At 69.1% G+C, this 12,983-nt stretch carries 10 protein-coding genes and 4 pseudogenes; 12 read left to right on the top strand and 2 right to left on the bottom strand.

Annotated elements, in window-relative coordinates; all coding sequences use genetic code 11:
• Window positions 1-8: 8 nt before the first annotated feature.
• A pseudogene (nhaA, locus tag BQ7388_RS06970) lies at window positions 9-977 on the top strand (Na+/H+ antiporter NhaA); the annotation flags it as partial.
• Between the two features lie 69 nt (window positions 978-1,046).
• Here nhaA and BQ7388_RS13025 read toward each other — a convergent pair.
• Both BQ7388_RS13025 and BQ7388_RS06960 read right to left on the bottom strand, forming a co-directional pair.
• A pseudogene (locus BQ7388_RS13025) lies at window positions 1,047-1,208 on the bottom strand (mechanosensitive ion channel family protein); the annotation flags it as partial.
• Window positions 1,209-1,433: 225 nt separating this feature from the next.
• Window positions 1,434-2,291, bottom strand: coding sequence for a DegV family protein (locus tag BQ7388_RS06960; RefSeq protein ID WP_062530611.1), 858 nt, complete (start codon window positions 2,289-2,291; stop codon window positions 1,434-1,436).
• Window positions 2,292-2,578: 287 nt separating this feature from the next.
• Here BQ7388_RS06960 and BQ7388_RS11615 point away from each other — a divergent pair, with 287 nt between their 5' ends.
• The 11 genes and pseudogenes from BQ7388_RS11615 to BQ7388_RS06900 all read left to right on the top strand — a co-directional run.
• Complete coding sequence (locus BQ7388_RS11615) at window positions 2,579-3,037, top strand: Na+/H+ antiporter NhaA (RefSeq protein ID WP_083558309.1); 459 nt, start codon at window positions 2,579-2,581, stop codon at window positions 3,035-3,037.
• Window positions 3,038-3,060: 23 nt separating this feature from the next.
• Window positions 3,061-3,180: pseudogene (locus BQ7388_RS06945) on the top strand (3-demethylubiquinone-9 3-methyltransferase); the annotation flags it as partial.
• A 176-nt stretch (window positions 3,181-3,356) separates the two neighbouring features.
• Window positions 3,357-4,646, top strand: a complete 1,290-nt coding sequence (locus BQ7388_RS06940; protein ID WP_062530615.1) for an aspartate aminotransferase type Ic — start codon at window positions 3,357-3,359, stop codon at window positions 4,644-4,646.
• A 130-nt stretch (window positions 4,647-4,776) separates the two neighbouring features.
• Window positions 4,777-5,721 (top strand): tetratricopeptide repeat protein, encoded by a 945-nt coding sequence (locus BQ7388_RS06935; RefSeq protein WP_062530617.1) that lies wholly within the window; start codon window positions 4,777-4,779, stop codon window positions 5,719-5,721.
• A gap of 46 nt (window positions 5,722-5,767) precedes the next feature.
• The gene (locus BQ7388_RS06930) at window positions 5,768-6,085 is read left to right on the top strand and encodes an STAS domain-containing protein (protein ID WP_062530619.1); all 318 of its coding nucleotides are present in this window, start codon (window positions 5,768-5,770) and stop codon (window positions 6,083-6,085) included.
• 9 nt (window positions 6,086-6,094) lie between these two features.
• Window positions 6,095-6,736: a Sec-independent protein translocase subunit TatA/TatB gene (locus BQ7388_RS06925; protein WP_062530621.1), complete on the top strand. Its 642-nt coding sequence runs from the start codon at window positions 6,095-6,097 to the stop codon at window positions 6,734-6,736.
• Between the two features lie 2 nt (window positions 6,737-6,738).
• Window positions 6,739-7,536: a twin-arginine translocase subunit TatC gene (gene tatC, locus BQ7388_RS06920; protein WP_062530623.1), complete on the top strand. Its 798-nt coding sequence runs from the start codon at window positions 6,739-6,741 to the stop codon at window positions 7,534-7,536.
• Window positions 7,537-10,074 (top strand): DNA topoisomerase I, encoded by a 2,538-nt coding sequence (locus BQ7388_RS06915; RefSeq protein WP_062530625.1) that lies wholly within the window; start codon window positions 7,537-7,539, stop codon window positions 10,072-10,074.
• Between the two features lie 51 nt (window positions 10,075-10,125).
• Window positions 10,126-10,845: a dTMP kinase gene (gene tmk / locus BQ7388_RS06910; protein ID WP_009278773.1), complete on the top strand. Its 720-nt coding sequence runs from the start codon at window positions 10,126-10,128 to the stop codon at window positions 10,843-10,845.
• A 76-nt stretch (window positions 10,846-10,921) separates the two neighbouring features.
• The gene (locus BQ7388_RS06905) at window positions 10,922-12,010 is read left to right on the top strand and encodes a DNA polymerase III subunit (RefSeq protein ID WP_009278774.1); all 1,089 of its coding nucleotides are present in this window, start codon (window positions 10,922-10,924) and stop codon (window positions 12,008-12,010) included.
• Window positions 11,989-12,660 (top strand): annotated as a pseudogene (locus BQ7388_RS06900) (PSP1 domain-containing protein); the annotation flags it as partial. The gene BQ7388_RS06905 and the pseudogene BQ7388_RS06900, both read left to right, overlap by 22 nt.
• Between the last annotated feature and the right edge of the window lie 323 nt (window positions 12,661-12,983).

The raw sequence follows: 12,983 nt of genomic DNA, 5'->3' as shown, positions 1-12,983 counted from the left end.
GCCCCNTGCCCGCGGCCATTTACCTGGCCCTCAACTGGGGCGGCGCGCACCACGGCTGGGCCATACCCATCGCCACGGACATCGCCTTCGCCCTGGGCGTCATGTCGCTTCTGGGAGACCGCGTCGCGCCCGAGACCAAGGTCTTCTTCCAGACCCTGGCCATCGCCGACGACATCCTGGCCATCGTGGTCCTTGCGCTCTTCTACGGCCAGGCGATCGACGTGGGCTGGTGCGCGGCCGCGCTGCTCATGGTGCTCCTGCTCGCCGCGCTCAGCGGCATGAGGGTCTACTCCGCCAAGCCCTACCTGGTCGTGGGCGTGGGCCTCTGGCTCTGCATGTACAACTCGGGCATCCACGCGACCCTTGCCGGCGTGGTCCTGGCCTTCTTCCTCCCCGCCAAGTCCGACGTCAGGCTCTCGGGCCTCAGGGACTGGCTGGGCCACCAGGCGGGCAGCCTGGACGAGCGCTACGACGACTCGAGCCACGTTCTGGGCCAGCACGACTTCACCGAGGCGGCCGTCCGCGTGGAGAAGGTCATGCACCACGTGACCCCGCCCCTGCAGCGCGTCGAGCGGCTCATCTCGGTCCCGGTGAACTTCCTCATCCTGCCCCTCTTCGCCTTCGCCAACGCCCAGGTGCGCCTGGTGGGCACCGACCTCGGCCTGGTGCTGGGCGACCACGTGGCGCAGGGCGTCTTCCTGGGGGCCGTCCTGGGCAAGCCCCTGGGCATCATCCTGGTCACCTGGGTCCTGGTGAGGGTGGGCTTCGCCCGGCTGCCACGCCGCGTGAGCTGGGACCAGATCTTCGCTGTGGGCATCATGGGAGGCATGGGCTTCACCATGTCCATCCTCATTGCCGGGCTGGCCTTCCCCGACCCCGAGGAGGTCGTGGCCGCCAAGTGCGCCATCCTGGCGGGCTCCTTCGCGGCAGCGCTCCTGGGCATCGCCTTCGTGCGGGTGAGCGAGCGGGTGCTGGCGGCGCGCGACGAGAGNGACCATGGTGGACCTCCAGGTCACGTCCACCACCTCGCCCGAGATGTCACCGACGGTCACCTGGTCCCCGGGCCTCACCACGCGCGCCACCATGAGCCCCAGGCCACCCACCAGGTTGGATATGGTGTCCTGCAGGCCGAGCGAGACCACGAGCGAGGTGACGCCCAGCGCCGTGACGAAGGCGGTGGGCTCCACGCCGAAGACGGGCTTGAGCACTCCCAGGAGGGCGAAGGACCACACCAGCGCCCTCAGGAGGTTGACGAAGATCGACGCGGAGGGCACGTTGGAGCCGTCAAGCGCCTTGCGCGCGGCACGCACCACGAAGTGCTGCACCACTAGGGCGATGCCCAGCACCACGACCAGGAAGCCCGCCCTCGTGGCGAACTCCCCCAGGCCGAGGCCCAGCACGCTCGTCTCATCCAGAGCCGTCACGCCCGTCGCCTACGCCTCCTGCGCGCCCATGCCCACGAGATCCGGGCCGGTATGGACCAGAAGGTCGGCCGAGAGCTCGTAGCGCTGGACGGAGGCGACGTTGGGCACCTTCTCGCGGATGCGCGCCTCGAGGTCATCGAGCAGGTCCTTGGTGTTGATGGAGGCGCAGAGCCCGATGTGGCAGCGCTCGTAGCGGCCCGCCTTCTCGGCGCAGAGCTCGACCATGGTCGAGAGGGCCTTCTCCCATCCGCGGGCCTTCTTGGCCATGACGTAGTAGCCACCCTCGTCGCAGGTGAGCACCGGCTTGATGTTGAGCATGCTGCCTATGCGGTAGATGTGCTTGTTGATACGCCCGCCCTTGTAGAGGTACTCGAGCGACTTGACGGCAAAGAACACGTCGGTCTTCTCGGCCACGTCGGCGAGGCGGTCCCCCAGCTCCTCGTAGGGCGCGCCGGCCTCGATCATCTCGACCGCGCGCTCCACCACGAAGCCGGCCATCATGCCGATGGACTTCGTGTCGACCACGGTGACGGGGAAGTCCATGGACTCCGCGACCATGTGTGCCGTCTGGTTGGTGGCCGAGAGCGCGCTCGCGATGGTCACCACGACGGCGCTTTGGTAGCCGTCGTCGCGCGCCTGCTCGATCGTGGCCTGGATCTGCTTGGGCGACGGCAGCGAGGTGGTGGGAATCTCTTCGGCGAGCCGCCTCACGACCTCGTCGGGGCTTATGTCCACGCCGCTCTGGAAGGTCGAGCCGTCCGAGTAGATGATGCGCAGAGGCACCACCCGGACGTCGTGCACCCGGGCGAACGTCGCGTCGACGTCGGCTCCGGAATCGGTGATTACGGCGATGCGTTGATCGTTCATGGCGCCTGCGCCCTCCCGGGTCTGCGGCCTGCTGGGATGGGGCGAAGGAGACGTCGCCCTACGTCGATGGTAGGGCATGGGCGCGCCTCCTGCATGCCGCGGCGGCAGAGGGTTCCTCGCCTTGGGCGAGTGATGGAAACGGCCCCAGGCCCATCCGAAGGCGAGAGGGGCATGGGTAAGCTATAGGGACGGCCCCGCACGGGAGGTCGGCGCCAGCGGGCGCCGGGCCACGGGTTCAGACACGAACCAGACACGAACCAGACACGAACACGCATGCAGGGAGCGCAATGACCGACAAGAGGGAAGCGTCCGGCAAGAGGCACAGCGCAGCGGCGCTGCGTCGCCATCCGGGGATCATCAGGGAGCCGGCGGTGGTGAGGCGCCTCTCCCGCTCGAGCTCGATAGAGCGCATCACCAGCAACGGGACCATCGCCGCCGCCGTCATGGTCGCGGCGGCGCTGCTCGCCGTCGCCGTGGCAAACTCCCCGGCCTACCTGCTGGTGCACGAGTTCCTCGAGGCGCCGCTCGTCCTCGGGCTGGGCCCCGTCGTCGCCTCCATGAGCGTCGAGGCCTTCGTGAACGACTTCCTCATGGCCATCTTCTTCCTCCTCGTGGGCATCCACGACGTAGTCAACATTCCTGAGGTAAAGGGTATTCCTTTGCTGGCGGTCCTCAACCACATTGACGCCAAGGGCCCCCGTACCAGACGTATAGGCCGCCTTCGCCGCTCTATACGAAACCTTTGACGCAACCTCATTACGACGGATNCCTCGCCGAGGTCGTCGAGCTCATGCCCAGCGGGAGCTACACCCGCCCCAGGCTCTGCGACCAGATGAACTCGATCATCACCGCGCACGGCTGGGGGTCGGTCTACGGGACGGTCCAGTAGGGACGGCCCCCCGGGCCATCTTGGCCCCGGCCCAGGGTACGGGCGAGGGCCGCCTCCTTGGCCGCCGTCTCCGCGGCCGCGAAGGTTTCGCCTCCCTTGCCGATTTCCCGGCGCGTCCCGTGGCCCCGCCGGGCGGGGATATACTTCTTGCGCAGACCAGAGCCGAGGAGGAAGCCATGGCAAACGCCTACGAGCAGCTGATGGACGCAGAGCTGGATGCCGAGCTCGCACGCCTGGAGACGCAGGCGGACGAGACGGCCGCGCAGGGACTCAAGCTGGACATGGCCCGCGGGAAGCCCTCGCCGGAGCAGACCGCGCTCTCGCGTCCCATGCTCGACCTCGTCAGCTCCTCCACGCCCCTCGTGGACGGTGACGCCATCGTCGACAACTACGGCACGCCCGAGGGCCTGCCCTCCGCACGTCGCCTCGCGGCCCAGATCCTGGGCGTCGACGCCAAGAACGTCGTGGTCTCCGGCTCCTCGAGCCTCAACCTCATGCACGACCTCGTGGCCCACGCCTTCGTCCATGGCGTGGGCGGCTGCGAGCCCCTCTGCCGCCAGGGCGAGGTCAAGTGGCTCTGCCCCAGCCCGGGCTATGACCGACACTTCGCCGTCACGGCGAGCTTCGGCATCAAGAACGTCCCGGTGCCCATGGGCGAGGACGGGCCCGACATGGACCTGGTCCAGGACCTCGTGGAGGGCGACCCCACGGTCAAGGGCATCTGGTGCGTCCCCAAGTACGCCAACCCCACGGGCGTCACCTACTCCGATGAGGTCGTCCGCCGCTTCGCGGGCCTGAGGCCCGCCGCGCCCGACTTCCGCATCTACTGGGACAACGCCTACGTCGTCCACTGCTTCGAGGGCCGGGACGACGCGCTCCTCGACATCTTCGCGGCCATCGGGAAGGCGGGCGGGTCGCGCCTCGCCTATGAGTTCGGCTCCACGGCGAAGGTCACCTTCCCCAGCTCGGGCATGGCCTTCGTCGCCGCAGACGACGAGGACATCGCCGAGGTCAGGGCCGCCTTCGCGGTCGAGCGCGTGAGCTCCGAGAAGTTCTCGCAGCTGGCGCACCCCCTCTTCCTGCACGACCTCGAGGGAGTGAGGGAGCACATGGCCAGGCATGCGGCTATCGTGGGCCCGCGCTTCGCGCTGGTGGAGCAAAAGCTCCAGGAGGGCCTGGGCGGCATGGGCCTCGCCAGCTGGACCCACCCGCACGGCGGCTACTTCGTCTCGTTCGACGGCCCGGAGGGGTCGGCGAGGCGCATCGTCGCCCTCATGGGCGAGCTGGGCGTGAAGCTCACGCCCGCGGGGGCCACCTGGCCCTACGGCAGGGACCCCCGAGACTCCAACATCCGCATAGCCCCCACCTACCCCTCGCTCGAGGACCTCGGCCGCGCGCTCGACGTCTTCGTGCTCGCGGTGCGCCTCGTCTGTGCCCGGATGGAGGGCGAGAGGCGCGCCCGCTGATTGGGATTTGGGTCCATCTCAGGGTTTTGGGTAGAATCATGCGACATGCGTGTGGTCCCTTGGGGCCGCGCGCTAACCTCTTGTAGCAAGAATCCACCCGTTGGTCCCGGTCCCGAGGAAGGTCGCGCACATGGCACGCAAGCCAGGCCCCACAAGCAAGAAGCGCCTCGCCAAGGCGAAGCCTGCCGCCTCCACGGTCGGCGGTGGGGGCAAGGCCGGTGTCGCGGGCTCCCGTGAGCGCCGCGAGGCCCGCAAGAGGCGTGTCACCGCCATAGTGGTGGGGGCCTTCGCGGTGCTCATGGCCCTTTCCATGATGTTGCCCTCGCTCGCCGCGATCTTCTCGCCCGCGTCGTCCTCGAAGACCGCCGACGCCAGCCAGAGCCAGGCGAGCTCCGACTCCAGCTCCCAGGACCAGTCCTCGGGCGACTCCGCGACGGACTCCGCCGCCACCGGCATCGACGCCGTCAACGCCCGGTACCAGAAGGACGTGGACGAGCTCAAGGCCAGGCTCGACTCCGACCCCAAGGGCCTCGCCACCCTCCTCAACCTGGGCAACGACTACATGAGCTGGGCCTACGCCTCCAGCTCCTACGCCACGAGCGACGACCAGAAGGCGCAGGTCGCGGAGCTCTGGAAGAGCGCCATCTCCTACTATGACCAGTACCTCGAGCAGAAGGACTCCAACGTCGTGCGCGTCAACCGAGCCCTCTGCCAGCTTTACTCGGGCGACACGGACGCGGCCAGGGCCGCCCTCGAGGAGCTGACCGCCGCGCAGCCCGACTACGGTCCCGCCTGGGCCAACCTCGGCATGGTCTACGAGGCGGCCGGCGAGTCCGACTCCGCCAGGGAGGCCTACCAGAAGGCGGAGGAGAAGGACGCCAACGACGAGTACGGGGCCAAGAGCTACGCCCACAGGCGGCTTGCGGCCATGGATGCCGCGGCGAAGGCGGCCGACTCCGGCAGCACGTCCGGCAGCGGCACGTCCGGCCAGACCGGCGCGACGGGGACGAGCTCGGGCACCACGACCCAGGGCCTCTCCGACGTGCTCGCGAGCAGGTCAGGAACCAGCCTGTAGGACCACGAGCAGGGGCTTGCGGTCCCGCATCGACGAAGGAGCAGAGATGGGAATCTCCATTAGCAACAGCAGGAGGGGAGAGACGAGCGTGCTCTCCGTCGTCGGCGAGGTGGACGTGTCCAACGCCAACGAGCTGCGCGACGCGCTCGACCGCGCCATCGAGGAGGGCCCCGCGTCCATCGAGGTCGACTTCTCCGAGGTGCCCTACATAGACTCGACCGGCATTGGCGTGCTGGTCGGTGCCGCGCACCGCAGCGCCGACGCCAATGCGACGCTCAGCGTGACCAACCTTCAGAAGAACATAGCCCGCGTGCTCGCGCTCCTCGGCGTCGACAAGGAGCTCGGAGCGGGAACCCAGGAGTAGGGGGCCATCTTGTTTGGCATAGGAGAGACCGAGCTCGCGATCATCGTGCTCTTTGCGTTCCTGCTCTTCGGCCCCGACAAGCTGCCGGGCATGGGACGAACCATCGGCCGCGCCATCAGGCAGTTCCGCGAGGCGCAGGAGGGCTTCACCTCCGTGGTCCAGGCAGAGGTCATCGATCCCCTTAACGAGGCCATGGGCGACCCGTCCCAGGCGAGCAAGGCGCGCGACGCCCGCCGCTCCGCCCTCGACGAGGACTCCGACCTCGACGAGGACGCGGACGTCCCCTCCCGTCGCAGCACCGAGACCTTCGCCCAGCGCAAGGCCCGCCTTGAGGCGGAGCGCGCCGCGGCCCAGAAGGGGGCCGCGTCGGCTCAGGAGGAGCCCGTGCCCTCGGAGCCCGCGCCCGTCTCGCCAGCGGACGGGACCAAGGGCGAGGGCGCGACGGTCACCGGCGCCGACGAGGCGACGGCCACGTCCGAGGACGCTCCGGCCGTGCCCGAGGAGGCGCCCGCGAAGCCGGACACCTCCGCCGCCGCCCTCTATGCCATGAGGCCCCGAAAGCGCAGGGACGCTGACTCCAGCACGACCGTTCCCGTCCCCGATTCGGACGCAGGCTCCGACGCCGACGCGGCGGAACCCAAGGAGGTCTAGAGATGCCTATCGGACCAGCGCGCATGCCGCTCATGGACCACCTGGGCGAGCTCAGGCGCCGCCTCACCATCGTCGTGGTGTCGGTCCTCGTGACCGCCGTCGTGGTCTATGCCGCCACGCCCACGCTCATCGACATGATGATGGACCCCATCCGCTCCTCGCTCCCCGAGGGGACGACGCTCACCGTCCTCACCGTCCTGGGCGGCTTCACCATCCGCTTCAAGGTGGCCATGTTCTTCGGCGTGATCGTCTGCACGCCCATCATCGTCTGGGAGGCCATGGGCTTCTTCCTGCCCGCCCTCAAGGAGAACGAGCGCAAGTGGGTCGTGCCCACGGTGGGCGCCATGGTCGTCCTCTTCTTCCTGGGCATGCTCTTCTGCTACTTCGTGATCCAGAAGGCGGCCATCGGGTGGATGGTCGACCAGGCCATAGACTTCGCGGGCGTGATCGCGGACGCCGAGGACTACCTCAACATCATGATGCTGCTCGAGATCGGCTTCGGCCTCGCCTTCCAGCTTCCGCTCGTGATCTTCTACCTCTCGGTCCTGCACCTGGTCCCCTACAAGACCCTGCGCGAGCAGTGGCGCACCATCTACGTGGCGTTGCTCGTGCTCTCGGGCGTCGTCACCCCCGACGCCTCGCCCGTCACCATGGTCCTGATGTTCGCCGCGCTCATCGGCCTGTACGAGGTCGCGCTGGCCGTCGCCCGCTACGTGCTCATCGCGCGCGACGGCAAGGAGTCGCTCAAGTGGAGCCGCGAGGAGTACCAGGAACACAAGCTCGAGGAAGAGGACGCCTAGTTGAAGCTCGTAGTCACCGAGAAGAACGACGCCGCTCAGCAGATCGCACGCCTGCTCTGCACCACGGGGAAGCCCAAGGCCGACAAGGTCTACGACACGCCCGTCTATCGCTTCTCGCATGACGGGGAGGACTGGGTGACCATCGGCCTGCGCGGCCACATCATGCGCCCCGACTTCCCCGTGGAGCTCAGGTACAGCAAGAAGGACGGCTGGGTGGGCGTCACCAAGGAGGGCGAGGTCCTTCCCGCCCGGATTCCCGACAACCTGGCCCGCCCCCCCTACGAGAAGGTGCGCAAGCCCTTCACCAAGGAGGGCGTCGACGTCAAGGGCTGGAAGGTTGCCAGCCTGCCGTACCTGGTGTGGACCCCCATCCAGAAGGAGCCGGCCGAGAAGGGCATCATCCGCGCCCTCAAGAACCTGGCCAAGAAGGCCGACTCCATCGTGATCGGCACCGACTTCGACCGCGAGGGCGAGCTCATCGGGTCGGACGCCCTGCGCCAGATGCGCGAGGTGGCGCCCGACACGCCCGTGAGCCGCGCGCGCTACTCCGCCTTCACCAAGGCCGAGATAGACCACGCCTTCGAGAACCTCGTGGAGCTGGACCAGGACCTCGCGGACGCCGGCGAGAGCCGCCAGTACATCGACCTCATCTGGGGCGCCGTCCTGACGCGCTACCTCACGATGGCCCGCTTCGGTGGCTTTGGCAACGTGCGCTCCGCCGGCCGCGTCCAGACGCCCACGCTGGCGCTGGTCGTGGAGAAGGAGCGCGAGCGCGAGGCCTTCGTCCCCGAGGACTACTGGGTGATCTCGGGGCAGCTCGCGCCCCAGGGTAGCGCGGACGAGGGCGCCCGCTTCAAGGTGTCGCACGCCACGGCCCGCTTCAAGGACGAGGCGGCGGCAAAGGCCGCCTTCGAACGCGTCCGCGACGCCCGCGAGGCGACGGTGACCAAGGTGGAGAAGAAGAGCCACACCACCCGGCCGCCCGCGCCCTTCAACACCACCTCGCTCCAGGCCGCGGCCGCGGCGGAGGGCATCTCTCCCGCGCGCACCATGCGTCTGGCCGAGAGCCTCTACATGGACGGCCTCATCTCGTACCCGCGCGTGGACAACACGGTCTACCCCAAGTCACTGGACCTCAAGGAGGTCGTGAAGGCGCTGAGCGCCGTGCCACAGTATCGCCCCACCTGCACGAAGCTCCTGGCCGGAGGTCCCCTTCATCCGACCCGCGGCAAGCAGGAGACCACCGACCACCCGCCCATCTATCCCACCGCGGCGGCAGACCCCGACCGCCTGGAGGGCCCGGCGTGGAGGCTCTACAACCTCATCGCGCGGCGCTTCCTGGCCACGCTCGAGGACCCCGCGCTGAGCGAGAGCACCAAGCTGGGCTTCGACGTCGCCGGCGAGCCCTTCCAGGCTAGCGGCACCGTGATCGTGAAGCCGGGCTTCCGCGCCATCTACCCCTTCGGCTCGCGCAAGGACGAGCAGCTGCCCGCCCTCGCGCAGGGCGACGTCTGCGACGTGGTCGGGATGGGCCTCGACGCCAAGCAGACCGAGCCCCCCGCCCGCTACAGCCAGGGCCGGCTCATCCAGGAGATGGAGAAGCGCGGGCTGGGCACCAAGTCCACGCGCGCCTCGATCATCCAGCGTCTCTACGACGTGAAGTACCTCAAGAACGACCCCGTCGAGCCCAGCCAGCTGGGCATGGCGGTCATCGAGGCCCTGACCCAGTACGCGCCGCACGTGACGAGCCCCGACATGACGGCGGAGCTCGAGGCCGACATGACCAAGGTGGCCGAGGGCAGCGACACCCAGGAGGGCGTGGTCACGCACTCCAGGGCGCTGCTCGCGGGCATGATCGACGCCCTGATCGAGCACAAGGACGACCTGGGCGACGCCATCGCCGACGCGGTCACCGCCGACGCCAAGGTGGGCACCTGCCCCAAGTGCGGCCGCGACCTGGTCATGAAGAGCTCGGCCAAGACCCGCGGCAGCTTCATCGGCTGCATGGGCTGGCCCGACTGCGACGTGACCTATCCCGTGCCCTCAAACGTGAAGGTGGCGCCCATCGAGGGGGAGGCCGGCGTCTGCCCCAAGTGCGGCGCGCCGCGCATCAGGTGCACGCCCTTCCGCTCCAAGTCCTACGAGGTCTGCGTCAACCCCGCCTGCGAGACCAACCGCGAGCCCGACCTGGTGGTGGGGGAGTGCGCGACCTGCAAGGCTGCGGGCACCCACGGCGACCTGATCGCCCACAAGAGCGAGCGCACGGGCAAGCGCTTCATCCGCTGCAGCAACTACGACGTCTGCGGGACGAGCTACCCGCTGCCCCAACGCGGAGAGCTCCATGCCACCGGCGAGGTCTGCGAGCACTGCGGCGCGCCCATCGTCGAGGTGGTCACCCAGCGCGGCCCCTGGCGCATCTGCGTCAACATGGACTGCCCGGGCAAGGAGAAGAAGCCCGCCCGTGGCAGGGGCGCCAAGCGTGGCTCGGGAACGACGCGCGGCTCGGGCGCGCGCGGGAGCAGGGCCAAGAAGGGCTAGGAGAGAGGGACGACGAGGGGCGTGACGACGGCAGGACGGGAGGGGAGCCTCATGAGCCAAGCAACTTACGGGTCCGCGAAGGCCCCTGCCGTACCCGCGCGAGGCGCCTTCGTCAGCCTCGAGGGAATCGACGGGAGCGGCAAGTCCACCCAGGCGGCGCTCCTCGCCCGCCTCATGGAGGGGGTCGGCCTGGAGGTCGTGAGCCTGCGCGAGCCCGGCGGGACCCAGGTCTCGGAGAAGGTCCGCTCCATCCTCCTCGACCCCGCCAACGACATGATGGCGGACGAATGCGAGCTTCTGCTCTACGAGGCCTCGCGGGCGCAGCTCGTGCGCCAGGTCATCGTGCCCGCCCTCGCGCGGGGGGCCGTGGTGCTCTGCGACCGCTACTACGACTCCACCTATGCCTACCAGCACGGCGGGCGCGGATTGGACGAGGGCCTGGTCAGGCGCTGCAACGAGTTGGGGAGCTGCGGCCTTTCGCCTGACCTCACCCTGCTTCTGGACATCGACCCCGCTCTGGGCTTCGAGCGCGCGACCCGTGGCGGCGTCGACCGCATGGAGGAGGCGGGCCTCGCCTTCCAGAGGAGGACGCGCGACGCCTACCTGCGCCTTGCCACGGAGGAACCCGCGCGCGTGCGCGTGATTGACGCGCGAGGCAGCCAGCGCGAGGTCCTGGGACGGCTCGTGGGCGAGCTCGTCGCGCTCCTGCCCGCGCTTTCGGGGCGGGACCTGGAGGACCTGAACGTCCCCCTCCCCAAGGGAGGAGAGTAGCTTGGCCGCCCAGGGCAGGGACCCGCTGCAGCCGGCCGTCCCCCCCGCGCTGGAGGGGCTGGGCCAGCAGCCCCGCGTGCGCGCGTTCCTCTCCACCGCCCTCGCCGAGGGACGGCTGAGCCAGGCCTACCTCTTCCTGGGAGCCCCCGGCTCCGGCATGGAGGAGGCGGCCCTCTCCCTCGCGCAGTGCCTCGTCTGCCCCAACGGCGGCGACGCCAGCTGCGACGAGTGCATCCGCGTGGCCCATCACACCCATCCCGACGTGCGGCTGGTCTCTCCGGGAAGCGCCGGCGGCTACCTGGTGTCTCAGGTGCGCGAGCTCCTGGACGACGTCTGTCTGGCGCCGGTGCGGGCGAAGGCGAAGGTCTACATCGTCCAGAATGCCGGCCTCCTGCGTGACGCTGCAGCAAACGCCCTGCTCAAGACCATAGAGGAACCGCCCTCGGGCGTGTACTTCATCCTCATCGCGCGTTCTGCCGCGGCGGTCCTGCCCACCATCGTCTCGCGCTGCCAGCAGGTGCCGTTCCGCATCTTGGGCGAGGACGACGCCCTCCAGGCGCTCGCGGCGATTGACGGCGCCAGCGGTGCCGAGGCGAGGATAGCCCTCTCCGTCGCCGGGACCCCCGACCGCGCCGCCGAGTTCCTGGCCTCGCCCGAGCGCCGCCAGCTGCGTCGCCTCGTGGTGCGCAGCCTCGGCGAGCTGGGGCGCGATGACTCCTGGGACGTGCTCGTCGCCGCTCGCAGGATAGTGGCCGAGGTCGGAGCCCCCTTGGACGGCCTGCGCGTGGAGCAGGAGGAGTCGCTCAGGGAGGGCAGCGACTACCTGAGCACCGCCGCCCTGCGCCAGCTCGAGCTCGACCAGCGCCGAGAGCTCACCGCCAAGGAGCGTTCGGGTATGATGGAGGCCCTGGCAGCCGCAGAATCCCTGCTCAGGGACGTGCTCTTGCGCTGCGAGGGCGCCCGGGAGGCAATCGTGAACGAAGACGCGGCCGACGTGGTGGACCGCATCGCGAGCGGCGCGGGTACCGAGGGCGTCATCCGGGCCCTCGACGCGGTCCTCGAGGCGAGGCACCAGCTCGCCCGCAACGTAAACCCCCAGCTGGCCCTTGAGGCCATGCTTCTCTCTGCCAAGGAGGCACTCGCATGCCCACCGTCATCCCGGTGAAGTTCAAGTATGCGTCCAGGGACCTTTGGTTCGACCCCGCGGGCACCGGTGCCCAGGAGGGCGACCACGTGATCTGCGCCACCGAGCGCGGACAGGAGATCGGGCTCGCCACCATGGACGCGCGCGAGCTGGGCGAGGAGGAGCTCGCCCAGACCATCGGCGAGTCCCGCCTCAAGTCGGTCCTGCGCATCGCCACGCAGGAGGACCTCAACCACGCCTCCCGCCTGGCGGACCAGGGCGAGAGGGACCTCGTCACCTTCAGACGACTCGTCCACGAGTCCGGGCTGGACATGAAGCCCGTGGGTGTGGAGCACCTCTTCGGCGGCGACAAGGTGGTGTGCTACTTCTCGGCCGACGAGCGCGTGGACTTCAGGCAGCTCATCCGCGATCTGGCCCGCGAGCTGCACGGTCGCATCGATATGAGGCAGATCGGCGTGCGCGAGGAGGCGGCGATCGTGGGCGGCTACGCCCACTGCGGCCAGGAGCTCTGCTGCGCGCGCTTCGGCCACCAGTTCGAGCCCGTCTCGATTCGCATGGCCAAGGAGCAGGACCTGCCCCTCAACTCCACCAAGATCAGCGGCGCCTGCGGGCGCCTCATGTGCTGCCTGCGCTACGAGTTCGAGGCCTACCGCGACTTCAAGTCACGCGCGCCCAAGCGCAACGCCGTCATTGACACGCCGCTGGGCAAGGCGAAGATTGTGGAGTACGACACGCCCAAGGAGCAGATCGCCCTCAGGCTCGAGAACGGCAAGCAGATCCGCGTGCCGCTCTCGGGCATGCAGGCGAGCGAGGCCGCGGTGCGCAAGAGCGAGGAGCTCCACTGCCCCTGCAGGCCCGACACCGTGACTCGCGAGGCGCTTGACAGGCTCGAGTCTCCCGACGTGCAGATGGCGCTCGCCGAGCTCGACCGCGCCAACGGCGTGGGCGTCGAGCAGGGCTTCGACTCGTCGGACATCTTCGTGAAGACCAGGCA

Source organism: Olsenella phocaeensis (assembly GCF_900120385.1).
Classification (GTDB): domain Bacteria; phylum Actinomycetota; class Coriobacteriia; order Coriobacteriales; family Atopobiaceae; genus Olsenella_I; species Olsenella_I phocaeensis.
Note: the sequence above shows the minus strand (reverse complement) of the source record. Positions and strands in the feature narration are given on the sequence as shown.